General features: G+C 70.0%; 21 protein-coding genes. 6 read left to right on the top strand and 15 right to left on the bottom strand.

The features are described 5' to 3' along the window. The 9 genes from C6361_RS34460 to C6361_RS34420 all read right to left on the bottom strand — a co-directional run bounded on the left by C6361_RS34460 (position 1) and on the right by C6361_RS34420 (position 10611). Positions 1–708: an HAD family hydrolase gene (locus C6361_RS34460; protein ID WP_107270364.1), complete on the bottom strand. Its 708-nt coding sequence runs from the start codon at positions 706–708 to the stop codon at positions 1–3. Beyond that, positions 698–1951, bottom strand: a complete 1254-nt coding sequence (locus C6361_RS34455) for a GNAT family N-acetyltransferase (RefSeq protein WP_107270362.1) — start codon at positions 1949–1951, stop codon at positions 698–700. The genes C6361_RS34460 and C6361_RS34455 overlap by 11 nt, the downstream gene beginning before the upstream one ends. Next, the gene (locus tag C6361_RS34450) at positions 1944–3197 is read right to left on the bottom strand and encodes an ATP-grasp domain-containing protein (protein WP_107270360.1); all 1254 of its coding nucleotides are present in this window, start codon (positions 3195–3197) and stop codon (positions 1944–1946) included. Before C6361_RS34450 ends, C6361_RS34455 begins: the two co-directional genes overlap by 8 nt. Beyond that, entirely contained in the window at positions 3194–4096 is a 903-nt protein-coding gene (locus C6361_RS34445; protein ID WP_107270358.1) for a phosphotransferase family protein, read from the bottom strand. The genes C6361_RS34450 and C6361_RS34445 overlap by 4 nt, the downstream gene beginning before the upstream one ends. Then, positions 4093–5142, bottom strand: a complete 1050-nt coding sequence (locus tag C6361_RS34440) for a hypothetical protein (protein WP_159079621.1) — start codon at positions 5140–5142, stop codon at positions 4093–4095. Before C6361_RS34440 ends, C6361_RS34445 begins: the two co-directional genes overlap by 4 nt. A 5-nt stretch (positions 5143–5147) precedes the next feature. Next, on the bottom strand, positions 5148–6224 hold the full coding sequence (locus tag C6361_RS34435) for an arginase family protein (protein ID WP_159079620.1): 1077 nt from the start codon (positions 6222–6224) through the stop codon (positions 5148–5150). After that, positions 6208–7419 carry a radical SAM protein gene (locus C6361_RS34430; protein WP_107270352.1) on the bottom strand — a complete coding sequence of 404 codons (1212 nt, stop codon included), beginning with the start codon at positions 7417–7419 and terminating at the stop codon, positions 6208–6210. The genes C6361_RS34435 and C6361_RS34430 overlap by 17 nt, the downstream gene beginning before the upstream one ends. A 338-nt stretch (positions 7420–7757) precedes the next feature. Further along, positions 7758–8555: a shikimate dehydrogenase gene (locus C6361_RS34425; RefSeq protein ID WP_199853153.1), complete on the bottom strand. Its 798-nt coding sequence runs from the start codon at positions 8553–8555 to the stop codon at positions 7758–7760. 208 nt (positions 8556–8763) lie between these two features. Then, a complete protein-coding gene (locus C6361_RS34420; protein WP_107270350.1) occupies positions 8764–10611 on the bottom strand; it encodes a glycoside hydrolase family 15 protein in 1848 nt (615 codons plus the stop codon). Positions 10612–11083: 472 nt separating this feature from the next. Here C6361_RS34420 and C6361_RS34410 point away from each other — a divergent pair, with 472 nt between their 5' ends. Both C6361_RS34410 and C6361_RS34405 read left to right on the top strand, forming a co-directional pair. Next, the gene (locus tag C6361_RS34410) at positions 11084–11488 is read left to right on the top strand and encodes an SDR family NAD(P)-dependent oxidoreductase (RefSeq protein ID WP_234359184.1); all 405 of its coding nucleotides are present in this window, start codon (positions 11084–11086) and stop codon (positions 11486–11488) included. 75 nt (positions 11489–11563) lie between these two features. Beyond that, entirely contained in the window at positions 11564–12856 is a 1293-nt protein-coding gene (locus C6361_RS34405; RefSeq protein WP_107270349.1) for a serpin family protein, read from the top strand. 228 nt (positions 12857–13084) lie between these two features. Here C6361_RS34405 and C6361_RS34400 read toward each other — a convergent pair whose 3' ends face one another. Together C6361_RS34400 and C6361_RS34395 are read right to left on the bottom strand one after the other, a co-directional pair. Next, a complete protein-coding gene (locus C6361_RS34400; protein WP_107270346.1) occupies positions 13085–13873 on the bottom strand; it encodes a hypothetical protein in 789 nt (262 codons plus the stop codon). Next, positions 13870–14799 (bottom strand): ABC transporter ATP-binding protein, encoded by a 930-nt coding sequence (locus tag C6361_RS34395; protein WP_107270343.1) that lies wholly within the window; start codon positions 14797–14799, stop codon positions 13870–13872. The genes C6361_RS34400 and C6361_RS34395 overlap by 4 nt, the downstream gene beginning before the upstream one ends. Before the next feature lie 109 nt (positions 14800–14908). Here C6361_RS34395 and C6361_RS34390 point away from each other — a divergent pair, with 109 nt between their 5' ends. Together C6361_RS34390 and C6361_RS34385 are read left to right on the top strand one after the other, a co-directional pair. After that, complete coding sequence (locus tag C6361_RS34390) at positions 14909–16273, top strand: sensor histidine kinase (RefSeq protein ID WP_159079619.1); 1365 nt, start codon at positions 14909–14911, stop codon at positions 16271–16273. Then, positions 16273–16929 carry a response regulator transcription factor gene (locus C6361_RS34385; protein WP_107270340.1) on the top strand — a complete coding sequence of 219 codons (657 nt, stop codon included), beginning with the start codon at positions 16273–16275 and terminating at the stop codon, positions 16927–16929. The genes C6361_RS34390 and C6361_RS34385 overlap by 1 nt, the downstream gene beginning before the upstream one ends. Positions 16930–17030: 101 nt before the next feature. Here C6361_RS34385 and C6361_RS34380 read toward each other — a convergent pair whose 3' ends face one another. Then, positions 17031–17828 carry a class I SAM-dependent methyltransferase gene (locus tag C6361_RS34380; RefSeq protein ID WP_107270337.1) on the bottom strand — a complete coding sequence of 266 codons (798 nt, stop codon included), beginning with the start codon at positions 17826–17828 and terminating at the stop codon, positions 17031–17033. Positions 17829–18123: 295 nt separating this feature from the next. Then, positions 18124–20115: an acyl-CoA dehydrogenase gene (locus tag C6361_RS34375; RefSeq protein WP_107270335.1), complete on the bottom strand. Its 1992-nt coding sequence runs from the start codon at positions 20113–20115 to the stop codon at positions 18124–18126. Positions 20116–20444: 329 nt separating this feature from the next. On the opposite strand from C6361_RS34375, the gene C6361_RS34370 reads away from it, so the two are divergent. Next, positions 20445–21437, top strand: a complete 993-nt coding sequence (locus C6361_RS34370; protein ID WP_107271360.1) for a MerR family transcriptional regulator — start codon at positions 20445–20447, stop codon at positions 21435–21437. Between the two features lie 275 nt (positions 21438–21712). Here the strand turns inward: C6361_RS34370 and C6361_RS34365 are convergent, their stop codons facing one another. Continuing rightward, positions 21713–22555, bottom strand: a complete 843-nt coding sequence (locus C6361_RS34365; protein WP_107270333.1) for a DUF4253 domain-containing protein — start codon at positions 22553–22555, stop codon at positions 21713–21715. Between the two features lie 89 nt (positions 22556–22644). Further along, positions 22645–23373, bottom strand: coding sequence for a hypothetical protein (locus C6361_RS34360; protein ID WP_107270331.1), 729 nt, complete (start codon positions 23371–23373; stop codon positions 22645–22647). Between the two features lie 164 nt (positions 23374–23537). Between C6361_RS34360 and C6361_RS34355 the strand changes: the two genes are divergently transcribed. Then, positions 23538–23918 carry a PPOX class F420-dependent oxidoreductase gene (locus C6361_RS34355; protein ID WP_107270329.1) on the top strand — a complete coding sequence of 127 codons (381 nt, stop codon included), beginning with the start codon at positions 23538–23540 and terminating at the stop codon, positions 23916–23918. Positions 23919–24066: the final 148 nt, after the last annotated feature.

Below are 24066 nucleotides of genomic sequence, written 5' to 3'. Positions count from 1 at the left end.
TCACCCCCTGCCCGGACCGGTCGCAATGCACCGGTGCAGCTCGTCGAGGGACCGCACCCGCCACCCCGGATGGTCCGGGTGGGTGCCGTCGCGGTCGAGCAACACCGGGATCATGCCGGCGGCCTGCGCGCCGGCCACGTCGGCGAGGAGCGAGTCGCCGACGAAGACCGAACGCCCGGCGGGTACGCCGAGCTGGCCCAGCGCCGCCCGGAAGATGCGCGGATCCGGCTTCGCCACGCCGACCTCGGTCGAGATCGTGACCACGTCGAAGTAGTCCAGCAGGTCCAGCTTCCGCAACACGTCCCGCAGCCATCTGTCGAAGTTGGAGACCAGCCCGAGCTTGAGCCCACCGTCCCGCACCGCGCGCAGGATGGGCAGGGCATCGTCGTAGCGGAGGTAGCTGCCCGGGTCGAGCACGAAGTTCGCCACCACCTCGGCGTGCTCGGCCCGGTGGTGCCGGGCACCGCAGGTCAGCAGTACCCGGTCGAAGAAGGCCAGCCATCCGGCCTTCCGCGCCGCGACGTCATCGGTGTCGTCCGGCCAACCGTACGCGCCGCCGACCGTGGCCAGCGCCTGCCCGGCGTCGGCCGGCTCGATGGTGAACCCGAAGCTCCGGCTGGTCTGCGCGATGTACTCGGCGAGCGTCGGGTGGCAGTCGAAGAGGGTACCGGCGCCGTCGAAGAGATACGCCTCGGCGTCACGTGTCATGCTGCACCCCTCCCGTCACCGCGGCGATCTCGCGTTCGTTCGCCCGGCCGAGCAGGCGCCAGCAGGTGGCCAGGGCCGACGTCGCCGGCCCGGTGGCCATCGGTCGGACGAAGGTGCGCAACGCGTCGAGCCGGCAACCCCGGCGCACCTTGGTCGGATAGCTGCCCAGTCCATAGTGGATTTCCCGCACCCCCTCCGCCTGCGCCAGCCGAACCATCTCGTAGTACTGGAGGTTGAAGTGCGCGAAGGTCTCCCGGCCGAGCAGGTCCCTGTCGAAGGCCCCGTAGCGGCTGAAGAGGCTGCGTCCGTACCGGAAACCGGAGTGGAAGCCGACGATCGTCTCCCTCCGGTGGACCCGGATGACCCGCAGCTTGTCCCCGAGATGCCGTCGGGTTTCCCGGAAGGAACGCAGCACGTGGTCCAGCGATCCCCGCAACCCGTACTGCCGGTAGTGCTGGAGCTGAAGCTCGGCAAGGCGCTCGTCGAGGACCGAACTGTCGCAGATCTCGACGGTGAGGCCGTACCCCCGGAAACGCTCGACCTCCTTCCTGGCCCTGATGCCGCGCAGGCCGCCCAGGTAGTCCTCGAAGGTGCCGGCGGGGACCTCCAGCACGCTGTTCGCGCCGGCCACGGCCTCCACGTAGCCGCGAACCCGCAACTGCCGGGCCAGGGCGAGGTCGCCGTCCGGCACGTACAGCACGGCGGCCGTACGCGCCCCCACCGAGCGGGCCAGTGCCTCGAAGCGGTCGAGCAGGTGCGTCAGCACGGCTCCGTCCGGGTCGGTTCCGTCCGGGTCGGCTCGGTCCGGGGCGGCTCGGTCCGGGTCGGGGCCGCCGGTGCGCGCCCGGTCGATCCCGGCCAGGTAGCCGTTCGGCACCGCGCAGACCAGCGCCGGATACAGCGTGGCGCGATTCCGGGCCACCTCGGCGAGCGCGGCATCGTAGGCGTCGGCGTCCCCCTCGGCGCCGTACCCGGTCACCCGGGCGCGCGAGTCCGCGACGAGCAGCGTCTCGACCGGATCGAAGGTCGCGTAGTTCCCGGCCGGCTCGGGGAGCAGGTAACAGCTGAGCCGCCCGCTGGGTCGCGAGTCAGGGCCGGAGAGCAGGTAGAACTGCGTCGGCGAGATTCGTCCCTCGACCGAGCAGAGCCAGGCGTGGGTGAGGTAGACCGAGGAGCTGCACCCGGCACGGTCCCAGACAGCGGCTTCGATGTCCGCCAGCGAGGTCGCGATCCGGTCAGTCAAAGTCGTTGTCCGTCACCGTACAGCGCACCGCGAAGACCAGTGCCGCCAACGCCTCGCGCGCGGTCCGCGCGGCCCGCTCCCCGTCCGGGCCCACGGCCCGGCAGCCCACTACCCGCCCGAACGAGTCCGACACCCGGATGCCGTCGAAGTCGCTGCCCTGCGGCACCAGCACCTCGATGGCCCGGACCCCCTCCAGCGCCTGCGCCTCCGCCAGGTTGTCGACGGAGACCAGCACTCCCCGTGCGGCCGGGGCCGCGTACCAGACCGCGGCACCGCCGCTCGCCGGGTTCGCGAGCTGCTGGTCCAGGACCGGAAGTACCCGCTCGCCAGCCACCTGCCGGGCGGTGAGCTCGTACAGGTCGACTCCCCGGACGTCCTGCGCCAGCACCGGCAGGTGGTCGCCCGCACAGCGGATGTGTGTCTCCACCACGCGCGGTCCGGCCCCGGTCAGGATCAGCTCGGTGTGCGTCGGCCCGTACCCGATGCCCAGCGCGTCCAGCATCCGGGCGACGTGCGACCAGACGAGGTCGGTCTCGTCGGGGCGCAGGGTCGCCGGCATCCAGTGGCCGACGTCGACGTAGTGCCGGGGGCTCCGAGACTTCTGTGTCGTGCCCACCAGTCGGTGCACGCCGTCCTCGGAGAACGCCTCCACCGTCAGTTCCCGGCCGGTGAGCAGCGGCTCCGCCATGACCAGGCGGTTTCCGTGGACGCCGGTGCCGACCGCCCAGTCGACGGCCTCGGCGACGTCCGGCTCGGCCCGGACGGCCACCACACCGGCGCTTCCGGTACCGGTCCGCGGTTTGACGATCACGGGGTAGCCGACCTGGCGGGCGAACGCGCGCACGTCGTCGGCGGACTCCACCGCGACGGCCGGGACCGTCTCGACTCCGGCGGCGGCCAGCCGCTCGCGCATCCGGAGCTTGTCGTACACCGACTCGACGGTGCCCACGGCGTGAAAGCGCAGCCCGAGTTTCGCGGCGATCGCCGCCGCCTTGTCCTGGTCGTCCTCGGCGAAGGCGCCGATCCCGTCGAACGGGTCGCACTCGTGGATCGCCGCCGCGGTCCGTACCCACTCCTCGGCCGGAGCCTCGTCCCGCATGCCGAGGACCCGGACGTTCTCGCCGGGTTCCGGGACATCGCCGAAGTTGCGGTTACGCACCATGACCGAGGTCCGCACCGGGTCGCGCAGGGAACGGATCCGCTGCGGAAGCGGGCTGCCGCCGCCGACCAGCAGTACGTGCCTCATCGGCTCAGCTCCCGGTCGAGCTGGGCCCGCAGCTCGCGGAGGCGGTCGACCGCCCGGGAGCCCAACTGCGGATCGGGTGCCTCGCAGCGGAAGACCACGGCGAGCATCACCGCGGCGTCGAGGCGGTAGATCGAGGTGGTGGGCGAGTCCGGCAGCCCGGAACACCCGTAGCCGGCCAGGACCGCGTCGAGATCGAGCCCGTTGCCGGGCAGCCGGGCGAACTCCGCCAGCCGGGCCAGCTCCAGGACGGGGTCGGCGACCATGGCGTTCGACCAGTCGATCAGGCCCCGCACCCGGCCGGCGGTGCAGCGCAGGTTGGCCGCCCGGACGTCGAGGTGGACCAGAGCGCCGGGACGGGGGCGGGCCAGCTCGGCGGCCAGGCGCTCGGTGTCCGGCGCGGTGGGCAGGTCCGGCACCAGGGCGGCCAGCTCCCGCCAGCGGCGGACGATCCGCCGAGGCAGCAGCTCGGCCGAGGTGGTTCCCTCCGCCGCCACCGGTTCGGCCAGCGGCGGCGGAAGGTCGTGCAGGCGCCGTAGCAGGGTACCGAGCTGCTGCTGGTCGGCCCCGCGACCGTCGTCCGGGAGGTACTCGCTGATCAGCACGTCGACCTCGCCGAGGACCAGCTCGCGCGGGGCGGCGACGGGGAAACCCAGCCGGGTGAGATGGACCGTGACGCTCTGCTCCCAACGCAGCAGTTGCCGGGTGTCGACGTACGGGTCATTGGCGTTGGACTGGATCCGGGCACCGACCGCTGTCCGCAGCACGACCGGCGAGCCGTCCGCCGCCGTGGCACCGAAGGCCAGGAACTCCAGCCCTTGGCCAAGCGGCCGCAGGTCCGTGTACCCGCCGCTGGCGGCGAACTCCTCGATCCGGGCCGGCGGATCGGTGGTCCTCATCATTCGCCGACCGGCAGCCGACGCCGCCAGGACGCGGCGAGCCAGTCCTCGTACTCGGGACCCGACGGCTCGTCGACCACCAGGCACATCGGCTCGATCACCCGGTGCCCGCCGCCGGCCAACCCGCCGTGCAGCATGGTCAGGTTGTGCCCGAAGAGCAGGTCGAACCGCTCGCTCGGCGCACAGACCTCCCAGCGCGCGCGAAACTGCCGCCAGTCGCGTCCGGTCGCCAGCAGTGTCTGGTGGCAGAAAAGTCGCGCGGTGTCCCCGACGCAGTCGCCACACGGACAGGCTCTGGCCAACGGACCCGACATCGGGTAGCGCTCCCGATCCTCGCCGGAGAGTTCGGCCTCGGCGTGGTGGAAGGAGAGGCCGTGCCACATCGGCTCCTCCACGCCGAGCATCGCCCCGATCGTCGGGTACGGGCTGCCATGCTTGGCCTGCCGGTCCAGGGCCGCGCGCAGGTTCCGGCCCAACCACTCGGCCACCGCGCCGAGGGGTACCTCGGCGGCCGGGCGGCGGTGACGCTCGGCGTACACGGTTGTCAGCAGGTCCAGCCAGTCGTAGTACGTCGTCACGCTCAACGCCTCGCCCGGGTCCGCGATGAACACCCCCTGGTACATCTTGTGTGCCGGGGTCGTGGTGTATCCGGACCGGCCGAACTCGCGCCACTCCGGCAGCCAGCTCGGGTCGTCCCGGGTGCTCGGGGTGAGGTACGAGCAGTGCTGGCCGTCGTGGTGCGGCAGCAGCGTACGGGTCGGATATCCGCTCGGAACGTGCGTGGACTGCGCACGATCGTGCTCCAGCCGCATCGAGGCCGGTGCTCCACCGGCGACGAGCGCCCGGCGCAGCGCCTCGCAGATCGCCCTGCTCAGCGCACGGCTGTCCTCGATGCCGAGCCGTAGCCGACCGAGGCGGAACACGACGGAACCGGCACGCTGGACCAGCGGCACCGCGCGTTCGGCCAGGGCTCGCGCGGCTGCCTCGGTGTCCTCTCCGTGGACCAGCTCCGCGCAGTCCAGGTACTGGTCGGTCGATGCGAATCGCACGATCGTCACCCTCCTTCGTCGAATCGCCAATGGGGCAGGCCGGGATCGTGGCGGCCGGTGCGGAAGAGGAATTCGAAGAGCAGCCGGGCGACGACCTGCGCCGTCGCGCCGGTCGGGTCGTACCGTGGCGCGATCTCGGCCACGTCCAGCGCACCGATCGGTAGCTCGCGCAAGACCTCGTAGACGTCGAGCAGGTGCGCCACCTGGAGGCCGCCCATCGTCACGTGTCCGGTCCCGGTGACCGCGGCGGTGTCCAGCACATCGATGTCGAGCGACACGTAGACGGCGTCACACACGGCGGCCAGCCGCTCGACCACGGGACGAAGTGCCGCGTCGGCGCCGGTACGCATGATCCGCGCCGCCGGGACGACTTGGAAGCCCTGCTCGACCAGTGACCGGAACTGGTCGAACCGGGTCGTGTCGCCGACGCCGACGAAGGCGATGTCCTCGGGCCGCATCCCGGGCAGTTCGCTGATCCGACGCGAGTTCGATCCGTGGTACAGCGCGCCGTGCAGGGCGCTCCACCTGCCGAAGTCGAAGTGGTGGTCGATGTTGACGAAGCCGATCCGTCGGCCAGCCGCGCGGTCCAGTTGGGCGGCGCGGAAGCCGCTGAAGGTCGCGAACGTGGTGGAGTGGTCGCCGTTGAGGAAGATCACCCGTCCGGCCCGCGCGCACAGCGACCGGCTCTCCGCCGCCACCGCCTGGTAGGTCCGGAAGGTGTCGGTGGGATAGACGTGCAGGTCGCCGACGTCGACCACCTGCGGCGCGACGTACCGGAACGCCTCTCCGGTCCGGGTGTCGAGCATCTCCCAGGTGCCAAGGCTGGCAAGGGAGTTCGCGAAGACCACGCTGGCGGTCCGGAGTGCGCGGGGTCCCTCGGCAGCACCGGGCCGGGAACTCGCCGTACCGTCGAACGGGACCGCGGCTACCGCCCAGCCGTCGACCTGACCCAGCTCGTCCAGCCGGGCGGCGGGCGCGCCGAAGAGTGTGCCGAGACCGGCCCAGCCCGGCAGCGGGTCGTCGCGGAAGTCCGCAGGTGTGGCCCGGGCGGCAAGCTCCGCGAAGTCAGGCAGGTGATCCACAGCCCTGCTCCGCTCCCCGGAAGGCCATCTCGATGCCCTCCCGCACGATTCGGTGTGCGACGTCGACCTTTTCGGTGAACAATTCCCAGCTCCGCTCTGGGGTGAGGTTCTGTGGCCGGTACACCGGTGGGCAGTCTTCGCGCCAGTTGGCGAAATCCCAGTCGAATATCCGGTCCCGCAGCCGGGGGAAGTCCGGCACGAGCGGATAGGGGACGAAGTTGTACAGGTTGAACAACCAGAGCATGGAGCGGTTGTCCCACAACCATTCCACGGTTTCCCGGTGGGACACCTCGGTCTCCTCGTCCAACCCACCCAGTACGTTGAGCACGATCTTCATGCCGGCGTCGTCGAGCATGCGAATCTTCTCGGCATAGTCGTCGAGACCCCGGGAGAGCTTGTTGAGCCGCGCGAGCAGTTGCGAGTCGCCGGACTCGAAGCCGAGCTCCACGGCCACCACGCCCAGCTCCCGCATCGCGTCGATCACCCACGGCCGGACCTGCATGACGTGCGTCTGCACGACGAACTGGAAGCCCGGCCGGTCCCGGAACACCTCGACCAGGTTGCGGGTGGCCTCTTTGGACTGGCCGAACGTCTTGTCCCCGATGTAGACCAGCCTGGTGTCCGGAAACCGTTTCGTGAGTTCGTCCACCTCGGCGGCCAGCGCGGCGCGGTCGACGAGTACGAGCTGGTTCGTCCAGGCGTCACCGCAGAACGAGCAGCTGTAGAGGCACCCGTGGCTGGCATTCAGCCGCAGTAGCGGAACCCGCCCCCGGTAGCCGTCCAGGTGCCGGTAGTCAGGCGCCCAGTCGATCATGTTGGCGGAGCGACCCCGGCCCGGCGGGTTGACGATCTCGCCACCGCCGGAGGTGGCCAGCCGGACCAGCTTGCCGACCAGGGTCGGGTCGAGCTGACCACGATGTACCAGGTCCACCGCGCCGGCCGGCACGAGCGGCGCCATGTTGCCACCGATGACGACACGTCGGCCGGCCGTCCTGAGCAGCGCAGCGGTCTCCAATGCGAGCCCCATGTTCTGCGCCAGCGGTGACATCAGGATCAGGTCACCGGGGTCGCTCGCCTCCTGGACATGGTCGGCGCACTCCTGGGCGTCGGCCGGTCGTCGAGACAGGTCGCAGAACGCCGAGTCGAGCCCGGCCACCCGGATCAGGGCGGTCAGGTGGGCGACCCACAGCGGCATCTCCCACAGTCCGTCACCCGGGATGAAGTAATCCGGGAACGTCAGTCTGAACAGGCGATCATAGTCCCGGTAATACGCGGACAGGCGTGGATCCGGTGCCCGCGTCGACGGAAAGGGCAGTTGAACGATGAAAGCCGAAGTCAATGCTGGCCCCCCACTAGACACCAACAACCGGCAGGCACGGCACACCTGCTCCCGTCGGGCAAATCGCGACGACGAATCGGAATCAGTGTGTGTCCGACCACCCGGCCGCCACACGTCACCTCTTCACGTGACGCCAGTGGCCCGACCCCGTGGAGGGCTCCCCCGGCGCCCGCCGGCTCAGGCCGGCTGGGCCACTAGAAGCCGAAGAACGCGCGGTACGAGTCGAGCTGGAAGCGGAGCATGTGGATGCCCGGGTGGACGGGCCGACCGGCCGCCTCGGCCTCGCGCAGGAGCCGGGTCTGCGCGGGAACCATGATGATGTCCGCCACGACGCAGTCCCGGGGCAGCGATCCGGGGCTGAACGGCAGCGGGTCGTCGTCGCGCAGGCCCAGTGGCGTCGCGTTGACGGCAAGGTGCACGTCGCTGCCGGAGTGCTCGTCCACGCCGACCGCCAATCCCGGACGACGCCGGTTCGACCGCGACACCAGATCGTCGCGTCGGACCTGGTCGGTGTCGGAGATGCGCAGTTGGGCCACGCCCGCGTCGGCCAGCGCCGCCGCGATCGCGCCGCCGGCACCGCCCGCGCCGACCAGCGCGACGTACCGGCCGGCCGGATCGTGCCCAGCCGCCCGCAGCCCACGGACAAACCCGACCCCGTCGAAGTTGTCCGCCAGCCATCCACCGTCGGGCTCCCGCCGCAGGGCGTTGGCGCTCCCGGCAATGAGAGCGGCGGGGGCCAACCGGTCGGCATACCGGCACACCGCAACCTTGTGCGGCACGGTCACCAACAGACCGTCCACGTTGGTCATTGCCGTCAGCCCGGCCACGACCTCGCCCAGCCGGTCGGGCCGCACGTGTACCGGCACCAGCACCGCGTCGACCCCCTCCGCCGCGAAGAGCGGATTCACCAGGCCGGGCGCCTTGACCTGGGTGACCGGGTCGCCCAACACCGCGTACAGCCGGGTCGTGCCGGAGATCGGAGGAACGGTCACGGCCTCACACCCCTGTCTGTGGGCAGCTACGGCCGCCGGAGGCACTCGACCCGGCGATCCGACCAGGACCCGCGAGGAGATCCGACAGATCCTCAGGGTACGGGTGGCACAGCCCGAGCGGGCGGCGGAACGGCGGCCCGACCTCCGGCATCACCCGGAACCTGGCTGAGGGCGATCCGAGTCGCAACCGTGGCAGGCTGAGGTCGCCCTACCGGCGGTGCCGGGCGTCGGCCTCGACGTCGAGCAGGTCGTTCACCGCCAGTGCCGAGTTGATCAGGGAGAGGTGGCTGAACGCCTGCGGGTAGTTGCCGATCTGCTCACCGGTCGCGGCGATCTCCTCGGCGTAGAGGCCGAGGTGGTTGCTGAAGGTGAACATCTTCTCGAGGGTGAGCCGGGCGTCGTCCAGGCGACCCGAGCGGGCCAGCGCCTCGACGTACCAGAACGTGCACATGTTGAAGGTGCCCTCGTGCCCGGGAAGGCCGTCGGGAGAGTGGACCGGGTCGTACCGGTGGACCAGGCTGTCGGAGATCAGCTCGCGCTCGATCGCGCTCAGGGTGGATTGCCAGAGGGGGTCGCTCGGCGTGATGAAGCCGACCGCCGGCATGGCGAGCAGCGATGCGTCCAGCATGTTCTCGTCGTACGCCTGCACGAAGCTGCCGCGGGCCCGGTGATATCCGCGGGCCATGACCTGGTTGTAGATCTCGTTGCGTTGTTCGACCCAGCGGGTGATGTCGCCGGGGCGGCCGGTGCGGGTGGCGAGGCGGATGGCCCGGTCCAGCGCGACCCAGGACATCACCCGGCCGAAGGTGTAGTTGCGGGGGTGGTGGCGGCTCTCCCAGATTCCGGCGTCGGCCTGGTCCCAGTGTTGGCAGAGCCAGTCGACGAGCCGGACGGTGCTCTTCCACACCTGGTGCGAGACGCGGATGCCCTGCTCGTCGGCGAGGTGCATGGCGTACAGCGCCTCGCCGTGGATGTCGAGCTGGAGCTGGTCGGCGGCGCCGTTGCCGATCCGCACCGGCCGTGAGCCGTGGTATCCCTCCAGGTGGTCGAGGATCTCCTCGTGCAGGTCGGAGGAGCCGTCGACCCGATACATTATCTTCAGCGGGTCCTGGTGGTCACCGGCCTCACGGATCCGCTCGTCCAGCCAGTTCATGTACCGGCTGACCTCCTCGGTGAAGCCGAGGCCCAGTAGCGCGTGCACCGAGAACGACGTGTCGCGTACCCAGGTGTAGCGGTAGTCCCAGTTGCGGGTGCCGCCGACCAGCTCGGGCAGCGCGGCGGTCGGGGCGGCGATCATGGCGCCGGTCGGCGCGTACGTCATGAGCTTCAGCGTGATGGCCGAGCGCTCGACCATTTCCCGCCACCGCCCGGTGTAGCGGGAGCGTTCGACCCAGCGCCGCCAGTAGTTCCGGGTCCACTCGAACATGCCCTGGATCTCTTCCTGCGGGACGAACCGGGGTTCGGTACTGCCCGTCTCCAGGACCACCCCGCCGGTGTCGCCCTCGTTGAACGTGCCGTACGCGATCAGGTCGCCGTCCTCCAGGCGGACGCTCCCGGTCTGGGCCCAGACGTGCCGCACCGGGTCGATCGGGTTGAAGGCGAGCGTCGCCGACGGGCTGCGGAACAGGAAACCGTTGCGGTGGCGCTCCAGCTCGTGGCTCTCCCGGGCGTAGTCGAACCGGGGCCGGCACTCCACCCGGAACCGCATGCTGCCCCGCACCATGTTGACCATGCGGACCAGGCGGTGCGAGTCGGTGGCGCGCTCACCGGTGACCGGCATGAAGTCCATCACCTCGGCGACGCCGTCCGCGCTGATGAACCGGGTGATCAGGATAGGGGTGCCGGGCAGGTAGAGCTGCTTGGTGACGTACCGGACGTCGCGCGGGGCGATGCGAAAGTAGCCACCCCGCTCGCGGTCCAGCAGCGCGGCGAAGATGCTCGGCGAGTCGAAGCGGGGCGCGCAGAACCAGTCGATCGTGCCGTCGCACGTCACCAGCGCGGCGGTCTGCAGGTCGCCGATGAGTCCGTGATCCTCGATCGCCGGATAGCTCTCCACGTCACCTCCCCGTTTTCGACAGCCTCCTGTGCAGTAACATAAGCGACGAATTGTCACGGCTGGCCCGATTCGTGGTCAGCCACCCTCCCGCGCCCCGGCAGCACCCGCCGACGCAGAGCCCACCGGGTGTGACCACCCGGACGACCGGGCGCGAGATCCACGCGGGTGCACCCGCTTGCCGGGCTTTCGCTGGAAGCGATGACCGCATCGAGTCGTTCCCTGGCTGCGACGAGCTCGGAGATCCGCCGGTCGATGCGGTCCCGTTCGGTGCGTAGCAGGGCGCGGGACGCCGGGGGTGTTGACCTTCGGGTCGACGCGGGGCAGCAGGTCGAGGATCGTCCTCGCCACCGCTACCCGCCTGGAGGCAGGACATGAAGATCAACGGTTCGGTCGGCACCTGGACCAACCTGGTCACCGGCGACCTGGCCAAGGTCCGGCTGGAAGTGGACACCCACTTCTACGCACGCTCGGCATGGTGCGGGCCTTCGCCCCGGTACTCGGCGGCAACGGCGGCGGCGCCATCCTCAACGCGCCGTCCGCCGCGTCCTGGTTCTCGTACGACGGGGCGACCGCCTACGGCGCGGCGAAGGCGGCGGCCTGGAGCCTCACCAACGGCATTCGGCTCGAACTGGCCGGCCAGGGCACTCTGGTGACCGGCCTGCATCTGGGTGCCGCCGACACCGACATGATGGCCGATTACCACGGCGAGAAGGGCGACCCGGCGGACGTCGTCCGCGCCGCTCTCGACGGCACCGAAGCCGGCAGGCTGGAGGTCGTCGCCGACGAGTGGAGCGTCCACGTCAAGGCGTCGCTGGCCGCCGACCCAGGCGCCTTCTACACCGACCTCGACCGCGGACCAGGACTTCCGCGCAGATGATTAACATTATCGAACTTCGATGCATCTAGGACCTGTACCTGGTGCGCGGCCGGAGGACTGCTCTACCGTCGTGACATGGTCTCGCGTCGATCCGTCCTGCGGGCGGTGCCGCTCGCGGCGGCTGCCCTTGCCGCCGCCCCAGCACCTCCCCATCGCTCCGGCAGGTCGTCCACCTCGACGGATCCGGTACGCGTACCCCCCGACGCGACCACGATGCAGGCCGCCGCGACCGCGGTACGCGGCTTCACGGCCGACCTCTACCGCACGCTGGCGTCGACCCGCGCGGGCGGCAACATGGTGTGCGCGCCGTACTCGGTCGGGCTGGCGCTCGCGATGACCAGGGCCGGCGCGGGCTCGACCACGGCGGACGAGATGGATGCCGTGCTCCACGCGCCGAATCCGCGACCCGACGCGCTCGACAGCGGGCTGAACGCCGTGGATCAGGCGCTCGCCGGCCGGTACCGGGACGGCGACGGCACCAGGCAGCCCCGGCTGACCACGGCTAACGCCCTGTGGACACGGCTCGACCTGGGCCTGCGACCAGGGTTCCGGGACACCCTGGCCGGCTACTACGGTGCCGCGCCGCACCCGGTCGACTTCCGCGGCGCGCCGGAGGCGACCCGCCAGGAGATCAACGCCTGGGTGTCCCACCGGACCAACGCGAAGATCCCGGAGCTGTTGCGGTCCGGCGTCGTGAGTCCCGACACCAGCCTGATGCTGACCAACACCACCTATCTCATGGCGGCCTGGACGTACCCGTTCATCGCGACCGCCACGGCGGCGGAACCGTTCACCAGGGATGACGGCGTCGTCGTCGACGTTCCGATGATGCGCGGGCCGTTCGACACGATGGGCTACCTCGAGGGGGACGGGTGGCGTGCGGTCGACATCCCGTACGCGGGCGGTGGGCTGGCCATGGCCGTCGTCATGCCGACCCGGGACGATCTCGCCACGGTCGAGGCGAATCTCGATGAGACGTGGCTGGCCGCGTTGTCGACCGGGTTTCGGCCCACCACCGTCCAACTGCGCCTGCCCAGGTGGAGTTTCCGGCTGCCGGCCGAGCTGGGTGCCGTACTGGGCAGCCTCGGCATGCCCACGGCGTTCACGCCGCGCGCCGACTTCACCGGCATGAGCACCGACCCGGCGCTGTACATCGACAACGTGGTGCACGAGACGTTCATCGCGGTGGACGAGAAGGGCACCGAGGCGGCGGCCGCGTCGGCCGTCATCATCCGGCCGCCGTCGATCCCGCAGGGGCCGCAGTTCTTCGTCAACCGGCCGTTCCTGTACGTCATCCACGACCGGTTCACCGGCGTACCGCTGTTCCTCGGCCGGGTCCACGACCCGCTGGTCACCGGCCCGGCCTGACCGGGCCGGACCGGGACCACCCGCCGGCCGTAACGCGTCCCACCGGCAAGCCGGTGCGGACCTCGTGCACGGCGCTCGTCGGCGTCCCGCCGTGGAAGACAGTGACGTTCGTCGCCCACGGCGGGCTGGAGGCTCACGCGCCGCCGACAGGCGAGCGCGAGGCCGGCGATGGAGGCTGACCTCTCCTCCGCGAGGGGCTGGCATCGATGGCTCACCCGGCAGCTCCGGTCAGGCGTCCCGGCGCGCGAACAATGTCCAGGCGGCGGTCAGGACGATGGCGACAAAGGCCGTGAAGACGCCACCGGCCGCCCAGCGGTCGAACAGGTCGAAGTTGTCGGCGTCGGTGAGAGCGGCGGTTCCGCTGAGATCGACCAGCCGGAGGCCGGCGGAGAAGGGCAGGAATTTGATCATGGGCGCGAGCCAGTCGAGCGCGGGGACGAGCGACAGCCTGAAGATGATCTGTTCCACGACGAGTGGCGTCACGAGGATCGTCACCAGCGCCGCCGGCACGCTGCGGAACAACTGGGCCAGTGCGGCGCCCAGTACGGCCCACAGCACGACGAGCAGGACGTAGCCGGGCAGTGCCGCATCGAGAGGCTGCTCGGTCAGCGCCGGGAACTCACCCCAGAAGGCGAGGCCGACGGCGACGTCGACGAGCATGGAGGCGACCGTGGCCGCCACCGCCGCGGCGGCCACGACCGCGAGCTTGGCGGTCAGGACGGTGGCTCGGCGCGGAATGGTGGTCAGCGTTGGCTGGATCGTGCCGTACCGGTACTCGTGACCGGTGGCCAGGATGCCGACGGCGGCCATGAACACCGCCAGCAGCGGCAGCGGCGAGGCGGTGCCTCCGCCGGTCACGGTAGCCCCGACGATGTCAGTGTCCAGCGGATTGTTCCGGGTGGCGAGGTTGACCAGGAACGCCACCGCGGCGTTGAGGAACAGGGCCAGGCCGATGAGCCAGTACGTCGAGCGGATGGTACGGAGGCGTACCCATTCGAAGCGCAACGCGTCGATCATGCGGCACCGCCGGCCGTGCTGAGCTGACGGGCGACGTACTCCTCGGAGGCGCCGGTGGCGGAGATGAACGCCGTTTCCAGCGACGCGGTCAGAGTGGTCAGCTCGTGCAGCGGGATGTTGTTGGCGAACGCGATCTCGCCCACGGCGGCCGCGTCGGCCCCGGACACCCGCAGCGTGCCGCCATCGGCGACCTCGACCTCGACGCCGTGGGTACCCTTCAGCACCTGGGCGAGCCGGTCGGACCGGGGGCTGCGGATCTGGACGGTCGCCTGGGTGAACTGCCTCACGAACCCGTCCACGTCGCCGTTGTAGATCATTCTTCCGCGGCCGATCACCACCAGTTCGTCGGCCATCAGCTCCATCTCCGACAGCAGGTGACTGGAGACGAGGATGGTGCGCCCCTGCGCCGCGAGCGACTTCAATATGTCGCGCAGCCAGTGGATGCCGTGCGGGTCCAGCCCGTTGGCCGGCTCGTCGAGAATCAGCGTCCGCGGATCCCCCAACAGGGCCTGCGCCAGCCCCAGCCGCTGCGCCATGCCCAACGAGAAGCTCCGCGGCTTCTTCCGGGCCACCTCCGCCAACCCGACGAACTCCAACACCTCGTCCGCCCGGGCCGCCGGGAGCCCGCCGCCGGCAGCCAGCATCCGCAGATGGTTCCGGGCGGTACGGGTCGGGTGGAACGCCCTGGCCTCCAGTACGGCACCGATCTGGCGGATCGGATGCCGGATCGTGCCGAACCGGCGTCCGTCGAACAGGGTCTCGCCGCCGCCGTGGTCGAGACCGAGCATCAGGCGCATGGTGGTGGACTTGCCGGCCCCGTTGGGACCGAGGAAACCCGTCACCATACCCGGAAGTACCTCGAACGAGAGATCATCGACGGCGACCTTCTCGCCGTACCGTTTGTGCAGTCCTTGGGCTCTGATCATGTCCCCGGACGCTACGAGGAGCCGGTCTGCCGGACATCGGTCTGTCGTCAGGCCCACCCCTGACTTTCGTCAAGGGTGCCGCCGGCACCGGCGTATGTATCGTGGCCTGGTGCGTTACGACCGGGCGGACCGGGCGTGGACACCGCTGCTGATCGTGTCGGCCGGGGTGTCGGTCTCGGAGGTCTTCACCACCGCCGGCTGGCTGCCCCTGGTGGCAATCCTGCCGGCTTTCGTTGCCGGGCGGCGGATGGCCTCGCTCTCGGTCGCGCTCTGGGTTTTCACGGCGGCGGCGTTCGCCGGGCTCGCGGTGGCGCTGTGGCGCTCCACCAATCCGTTGTCGTACTGGCTCACGCTGGTCCTGCTGTTGTTCGTCGTCTCGGTGCTGCCGTGGTGGGTGGGCCGCTACCGGCGCCTGAGTGCCGAGCACGGCGAGCGCGAGCGCACGATCGTCGCGGGACAGGCCCGGCTGCGCGAGCGGGCGACGATCGCCCGGGACATGCATGACTCGCTCGGACACGAACTGGCCCTGATCGCGCTGCACAGCGGTGCGCTGGAACTGGCCGGCGACCTCACCGACAAGCACCGTCACGCCGCCGGCGCACTGCGGGCGAGCGCGGTCCGGGCCACCGAACGGCTGCGCGACATCCTCCGGGTACTCGGCAACGCCGATGCCGCCGCCGACCTGCAACCCGCCGACGAGAGCGTCGACGAGCTGGTCCGCCGCGCCGTCACGGCCGGCATGCGGGTGCGGCTCCGCCGTGACGGATCAGGCCCGACATGGTTGCCGATGAGCAGCCAGGCGGTGCACCGCGTGGTCCAGGAGTCGTTGACGAACGCCGCCCGACACGCACCCGGAGCGCAGGTCACCGTCACTATCACCCGCCAGCACGCCGGCACCCGCATCGACGTCGTGAACGAGGCACCGGCGCGGCCGGGCGACGGTAGCGGCAGCGGGCAGGGGCTGATCGGGCTGGACGAGCGGGTCCGGCTGGTCGGCGGCCGACTCGAAGCCGGACCCCGGCCGGACGGCGGCTGGGCCGTCACCGCGGTGCTGCCCGACGAGGCCGGATCGCGGCTCGACGACGGTCCCGCCGGATTCGAACTGCAAGGCACGAGGCGGCTCACCCGCCGCCGGCAGATGCAGTCCGCCGCCCTTCCCCTCGGCGCCGCGCTCCTGCTCGTCGCGGCCCTCGCCATCCTGCAGATGTACACCGTGTCACGCACCGGGCTCTCCGACGAGCTGTACCAACACCTGCGGCTCGGCCAGACGCGTGCACAGATCCAGCCGCAGTTGCCGCCACGCGAGATCGACCCGCTGCCGCGAATCCTGAACGAGCCACCGACCCCGGCCGGCTCGACCTGCGCCTACTTCCAGGCCGGTACCAGCATGTTCAGCGACGCCGCCAGCGTCTACCGACTCTGTTTCAGCGACGAAGACCTACTCGTCGCCAAGGACCGGATGGAAAAGGTGTGATGGCGACCCCGATCCGGGTACTGCTGGCCGACGACGAGGCCATGATCCGCGCCGGTGTCCGGGCGATCCTGGATACCGACGACCGTATCGAGGTCGTCGCCGAGGCCGCCGACGGACGCCGAGCCGTCGAGCTGTGCCGCGCCCACCGTCCCGACATCGCGCTGCTGGACATCCGGATGCCGGTTCTCGACGGACTCGCCGCGGCCGACGAGATCGCCGGCACGGTACCGACCACCAGCATCGTGATGCTCACCACCTTCGGCGAGGAGGAGTACATCGTGCGGGCGCTCGGCGGTGGTGCCGCCGGGTTCCTGCTCAAGGCCGCCGACCCGCGCGAACTGATCGCCGCGGTGCACGCCGTCAACGACGGAGCCGCCTTCCTCTCGCCGGCCATCGCCCGGCAGGTCATCGCCACCTACCGCGACAGCCACCGCCGCCGGGCCGCCGACGCGGCGCGGCGCGTCGGGTCGCTGACCGAGCGGGAACGCGAGGTACTCGCGCTGCTCGGCACCGGACACTCCAACGGCCAGATCGCTCGCTCCCTGCACGTCGTCGAGGGAACCGTGAAGGCGCACGTCAGCTCGATCCTCATCAAGCTCGACGCACAGAACCGGGTCCAGGCCGCCGTCCTCGCCCACCAGGCCGGCCTGTCGTAACCCCGGGGTCTGTGGACCGAAGGGTGTTTCCGGCCTGACACACCGGGCGTTCGCTGTCTGCCCGAGGTGGCGGTAGTGCGCGGATCGGGTGCCGAGCCGAGTCACGGTGTCTTGTGCGCGATTGCGAGGCGGGTCCGGTACTGCTTGGTGATCTCTCCGTCGTAGACGTCGTCGATCAGATGAGTGATGCAGGCGAACAGGCCGCTGCGTGCCTGCGGTGCCATGGCTCGATGGCCGGAGTAGGTCATGAGCAGGTTCAGGTACTCGTGGGCCGTGTAGGTCTGTTGCCACTCGTAGCGCCGGAATTCGACCGGCCCGAATCGTGCCGATCGATCGAACTCTGCTGTCTCTTCGGCGGTCTCGTCATCGGTCGTCAGGCGCATGCCGGGCGGTGTGGTGGGGTCGAAACGTTCGTAGCATCGTTGTGCGTCGGCGAAGAAGGCGTTCGTCCCGCCGGCGATGTGGTGGGTCGAGACGATGCCGAGGGTGCCGCCGGGACGCAGCAGGTCAGCTACCTTGATCATGCGCATCTCGGGGTCGAGCCAGTGGAACGCGGTCGCGGAGAGAACCGCGTCGAAGGCGCCCTCCGAGGACTGCCAGTCCTCGAACGCTGCCGTGACGACGGTGACGTTCGGGAACTCTGCGAGGTTGCGCCGGGCGACGGCGGTCATGTCGGGGCTGAGATCCATCGCGACGACATGGCATCCCAGTTGTGCCAGGGGCAGGGTCGCTTGGCCGGTACCGCAGCCGATCTCCAGGACCCGAGCGGGTGGACCGAGATCCGCGAGCGTGACGAGGTCGGTGAACAACTGGTGTGGATAGCCGGGACGGCACTGGTCGTAGAGTTCGGCGTCCTGGCCGAACGTGGTACGCAGTATTTCCCGGTTGGTGTCGGTCACAGTGGCTGGTCATCCCTTCAAGTCGCACGGGCTGGGCTGATCGGGCAGCCCGAGCAGGAGCGGACGGACCTGCGCCGTCCGGACGTGCTCTGGCGGTCTCTGCGGGACGAGCCTGAGTCCGTCGAACACCGCCATGCAGTCAACGGGTCCGGAAGAGTGTGTAGCGGGTGCCGGCTTGGATATGCCGGGTGGGCGGACCCAGCCAATTCCAGAACCGACCGCAGACCTACCGTCCGTTGACAGCCCCACCGCATCGTGCGGTGGGGGCTGTTCCCGGGCGCACAGGTCTCGCTGCCTACGCCGGGACCGCCTGCGGAGCACTGGCGGCATCATGGGCGGCCATGGTCTCCTGCCGGTCGGGTTCCTCGCGCAGGATGGCGCAGTGCAGCCACTCCTCCGGGATGGCGAACCCGTCCACCAGCGTCCGCATGTGCGGGCGCAGCTCCTTGAGCAGGCTGTTCACCACGGCGGTGATCGCCTTCGAGCGGGCTGGCGTGAGCCGGCCGTGTTCCAGGAACCACCCCTTGTGGGCCTCGATGACGCTGAGCGCGTACAGGTCACAGACCCGGGAGAGCAGCGCCCGAACCGCCGGGTCGGCGGTGCCCTCGATGCCGGCGACGAACGCCTCCAGGGTGACCCGGTCGATGTGCGCGGCGGCGGCGGCCAGGACGTGGTCCTGAACGTCGTTGAAGATGTCGAAGGGACGGTCCTTCTTGGTGGCCGCGCCGTTGCGGAGGCGACGGACCGCGCCGTCGAGGAGGTGGTCCTCGCGGTCCTCGAACACCTTGAGCTGCCAGCCGCGGTCGGTGACGGCAACCTCCTCGTCACGGCCGGGCACGGCGCTGATCAGCCGTTCGATGACCGCTCGCGCGGCGGTGCGCTCGAGCACCATCGCGCGGACCTGCTCGGCGACGAAGGAGGCCCGCCCCCAGCCGTCCAACGAGCCGAACTCGTCCCGGTAGCCGGTGAGCAGCCCCTTGGCCACCAGCTGCAGCAGCACCGTGTTGTCGCCCTCGAACGTGGTGAAGACGTCGGTGTCGGCCTTGAGACCGGGCAGCCGGTTCTCGGCCATGTAGCCGGCGCCGCCGCACGCCTCGCGGCACATCTGGATGGTGCGGGTCGCGTGCCAGGTCTGTGCGGCCTTGAGACCGGCGGCCCGGGACTCCAGCTCCCGTTGCCGATGCTCGTCGACCGGGCCGCTGCCGCCCTGGACCTCGTCCAACGCGGCGACCAGTTCGGCCTGGGCAAAATGCAACGCGTACGTGGTGGCCAGGGCGGGAAGCAGCTTGCGCTGGTGGGCCAGGTAGTCGTTGAGCAGCACCTCCCGGTCCGCGTCGGGGGTGCCGAACTGGCGGCGGACGTCGCCGTAGCGCACCGCGATGGTCAGCGCCGACTTGGTGGCCGCCGACGCGGCGCCACCCACGCTCACCCGGCCGCGAACCAGCGTGCCGAGCATGGTGAAGAAGCGCCGTGAGTCGTTCTCGATCGGGCTGGAGTACGTCCCGTCTTCCGCGACCTGCCCGTACCGGTCCAGCAGCATGTCACGCGGTACCGTCACATGGTCGAAGCTGATCCGTCCGTTGTCCACGCCGAGCAGACCGGCCTTGGGCCCGGCGTCGCCGATGGTCACGCCGGGCAGCGGGTTGCCCCGAGCGTCGCGGATCGGGACCAGCCAGGCGTGTACGCCGTGCTGTCGCCCGTTGGTGATCAGCTGCGCGAAGACCACCGCCATCCGCCCGTCCCGGGCCGCGTTGCCGATGTAGTCCTTGCGAGCCGCCTCGTGCGGGGTGTGCAGATCAAAGGTCTGCGTGTGGGGATCGTAGGCGCAGGTGGTGCGCAGCTGCTGGACGTCGGAACCGTGGCCGGTCTCGGTCATCGCGAAGCAGCCGAGAATCTTGCCGGATACGATGTCCCGGAGGTAGGCGTCGTGGTGCCGCCGGGTGCCCAGGGCCGCGATCGCTCCGCCGAACAGGCCCCACTGCACTCCCGCCTTGACCATCAGCGACAGGTCGACCTGCGCCAGCATCTCACTGGCGACGATCGAGCCCCCCACGTCGGATCTGCCGCCGTACTCGACAGGGAACGCCGAGCCCATACCCAGCTCGACGGGAAGCTCGGTGAGCAGCCGGGAGACCCGCTCACGTGCCTGGTCAACGGTCTCGCCGTAAACCGGGAGAAACTTCCCATTCAAGTGATCCCGGTGCGCCCTGCGAACGGCAGCCCACGGTCCGTCGAGCACGTTCTGTAGGTGAGCGAGCGCGATGTGGCCGGATGCGTGGTCGGGCATGGGCACCCCTCGACTGGCGGACATAAAGTCACAATCTGTACCCGATCAAGGGTACCGGGCCGCTGCGGTGATCCGCCGAGGGAGACCGCGGTGAGACGGGACACCATCGACGCGCTCCCCCACCTGCCGCCCAGTACGCGCGCCGACAGGTCGCCTACGAATAAGCAGGGTGACGGCCTCGGCTGATGTGTGATGCCCGGTCCGCCGACGACGACCGGGACGTCATCCTGGAATAGCGCGGTCGTTCTCGCCGGGTCGTCTCCCGGGATTGCCAGGCGACCTGAGTAGGGCTTGTGTCTCAAGCCGCTTGAGGTCGCATAGTGGGCGGCGTGGACACGAACGAGCTGTACGGTATCGGGGATGTCGCCCGGCGGACCGGTCTGAGCGTCAGCGCCGTCCGGTACTACGCGGACGCCGGTGTCGTCATGCCGTCCGCCACCACTTCGTCCGGTCACCGCCTGTACGACGTGTCGGCCATCGCCCGGCTGGAACTGGTCCGGACGCTACGGGAACTCGACGCCGGCCTGGACGAGATCCGGCAGGTGCTGGCCGGCGAGGCGACGCTGCGCGAGCTGGCCGCCACCCACCTGGCCCTGCTGGCACGGCAGGAGGCACGGCTGCGCAGCCGTCGCGCGGTGCTGTCGACCATCGCGCGGCAAGACTCCACGGCCGAGCAGGTCACCCTGATGCACAGGCTGGTTGGCATGCCGGACGAGGAGCGGCACCGGCTGATCGACGAGTTCTGGACCGAAGTCTCCACCGGCTGGAAGCCGCCGGAGCGGATGGTCGAGTGGTGGCGGGCGGCCCGTCCGGAACTGCCCGAACATCCCACCGCGGCCCAACTGGAGGCGTGGATCGAGCTGGCCGAGCTGGTCCGGGACACCGAGGTCCGGCAGGCCGTGCGTCGTGAGCTGTACGAGGTGTGCACCACCGGGGCCGGACCGCTGATGACCTCGTCGCCGATGCTGGACGCCCTGGAAGCGGCCACACCGATCGGCCAGGCGGCGATGGACGCGGCGCGGGAGCAGGTGCCGCCGGACTCGCCGAGAGGGCGGGAGATCGCCGACCAATGGATCGCCTGGCTGACCGGCATCTTCGCGACACCGGACAGTCCCGGTACGCCGGACACGCCCGAGTTCCGGATCCAGGCGGCCGACCACATGCTCGCGGGCGCGGAGTGGGATCGCACTCCGCCGGAGCCGGCGGGACCGTTCGACCGGTACATGGCGCTGGTCACCGCCGTGAACGGTCTGCCGCCGGAACGGTTCCCGTTCGAGTGGCTGGCCGCGGCACTACGCGCATCCGCCGTACCGGCTCCCTGAGCTGGAGACAAGGGATCAACGGCCGCTTGTGGTGGGTGCGGCCGCTGGCGGTTACCTCGGCGCACAGGCTCATGCCGCCGTCCCCGTTCGCGTTCGCGCCAGCCAGATGCGAGCCGTTACGCCCGTGACCGGTCCTCGTGCCTGTCGACGTCGGAAACTGGTCCCCGTGCCGGTCGACGTCGGGAACTGGTCCCCGTGCCGGTCGACGTCGGAAACTGCCGATGTGAGGACGGCGGTGCAATGCATCGTCTGCCCGGCACCGGCAGCGTGGCGGCTCAGTCCCACCAGAACGACCACCAAGCCCGGTTCGTGAGGCTCTCGGCGTACCGGACGAGGGTGTCCGTGCTGGACTGCCACACGTTGTCGGGGCAGAACGCGAAGTGTTCCGCGGCAACGCGCAGCGCGTGGTCTGCGTCGGTGGGCGGAGCAGCGACGCTGATGTACAGCTCGGCTGGTCCGAGGCCGACGACCCTGGCACCGAAACGTTCTTCCCAGCTACGCAGCACCGTGCTGAACTGCGCGGTGTCGTTTTCGTAGTTCAACGGCCCACTCCACCCCAGATCGGCCGGCGCGTCCGCACCACGGGAACTGGCGCTCAGCCCGAGGCGCGGCGCGGTCAGCCACGAGTCGGCCATCAGATGTTCCGCGAACTCGGCAGCCCGAATCCTGGGATCTTCCCGCAGCCTTCCGGCAGGCGCGGGCCCAGGCCACCGATCGCCGAACGGCGCTGTTACGGCCAGCCGCTGCGGCGCGCTGAGCATGTCGTCGTCCTCATCCACCGTCGTGTAGCCAGACCACCACTCAGCCAGCAGTACGTCAGCGTCATGATCGTCCGGCCTGGACTTGACGAGACCCGGATCGAGTTCACCGGTCGTCCAAGGACTGCCCGGCTCGTACGAACTGCCTCCGAGCAGCAGTGGCCACAAACCCGTCCGGCCGTGGTGGGCCTGAAGTGCCCCCCACAGACCCGCGTCCGGTCGGGTGTCGCTGATCCACAGGATCGGCTCCTCGAGAACCCCGGCCTCGGTCTCGTGCACGGCTCGGCCTGGCGGAAGGTCAAGGCCGAGAAAGCCGCCGTCCGAGTCGTGTCGAAGGTACGTCAACGGATTGCCTGGCATCGGACGCACGGTACAGACCTGCCAAGACAATCAGAGTCACTCGCTTCGTCCGCTGTCCGTTTCTGCCGCTCCCGGCGTGCTGGCGTTCATCACCGGTCATGACGCAGCGCTACTGCGAGTTCGGCGGCGTTGTCGAACGCGGGTGCCGCCCTTTCGGACTCGTCTTCGGTGAGCGTGACGGACTGGGCGCGGGCCAGCATCTCGGCCGCAGTCTTTGGATCGTGCAGCACCATCGCGAGTTCGGCGCGGTAGACCAGCACCTCTACCTGCTCGACCGGGTCGTCGTCGGCTTGCGGGCGGGCCAACGCGCTGTCGAGGATCCGAACGGCCTGTCCGACGCTTCCCCTGGAATCGGCCTGCACGACAGCATTCGCTAACGCCTTGGCCAGCCGCCCCGCAGGCGTGGCGGCCGGGATGGGCGCGGTGGTGGCGTTCCGAAAGACGCGGATCCAGTTGCCGCCCGGGTCGATGACGCTGAATCCACCCAACCCGTCGGCGTTCTTCCGCGCCCTGGGCCGCGTCATCCGCGGCGTTCCCGACACCAGTACCTTGCCGTACGCGGCGCGCATGCCGGCGGCGAATGCCCGGTGTAGTCCCTCGATGTCCGCGGTGAGTACCAGGCAGGAGCCGTAGGACTGCTCCGGGTCAAACCCGGCGATCTCGAAGAATTGCAGATGCAGGTCTTCCCGCTGCACGCCCACACACGCGTTGGGCTTGCGCTGCTTGTACGTGGTGCGGAAACCGAGAACTCCGTAGAAGGTTTCGATGTCGTCAATGGATGCGCACGGCAGCAGGGGAACGGTCACCTCGTTGGTCATGCCTCCTTCCTAGGCGTCGCAGGGTGTCCGTCGCACATGGAAATAGCCGATCATCGCCTTCGGCCATCCGATCGGCTGATACCCCAGAACGTAACGCCGCCGAGCCGAGCCATCGGCGGCACCTTCCCGGGCGCGGCCGGGGCGCGGCTCGCTACGCTGGCACGATGACAGTGGCCGACGAGATCGTCCGTAGCCGGTACGTCAGTCTGACCACCTACCGCAAGGACGGCACCCCGGTGAGCACGCCGGTCTGGCACGTACCGCACGGTGCTGAGCTCTGGATCGTGACCGAAGCGGGCTCGGGCAAGGTCAAGCGGATCCGGAACAACCCACAAGTGCGTGTGCGGCCGTGCTCCGTACGCGGGACGGTGGCGCCGGATGCGCCGAGCGTGACGGGAACGGCCCGGTTGCTCGACGACGACGGGACGGCGCTGGCCCGCAAGCTGCTGGCTAGGCGATACGTCATGTCACGGGCAGGGAACTGGTTCGCTCGCCTGCTGCGGCTACGCCGCCCCCCGATGGTCGGCATCATCGTGTCGTTCTGATCGCCCCGGCTTTCCGACCGGAAAGCCATGTTCGGCCTTCCCGGATCGTTGCGTCTGCCGTTATCGACGTTCCAGAACTCCGGTCGCGGCCTATTCGCGAGAGGTAGCGAGCGGAAGCGCGCCGGCGGAGGACGGCCGGCCCGGGGTC

Origin of the sequence: Plantactinospora sp. BC1 (assembly GCF_003030345.1) — a bacterium.
Classification (GTDB): domain Bacteria; phylum Actinomycetota; class Actinomycetes; order Mycobacteriales; family Micromonosporaceae; genus Plantactinospora.
Note: the sequence above shows the minus strand (reverse complement) of the source record. Positions and strands in the feature narration are given on the sequence as shown.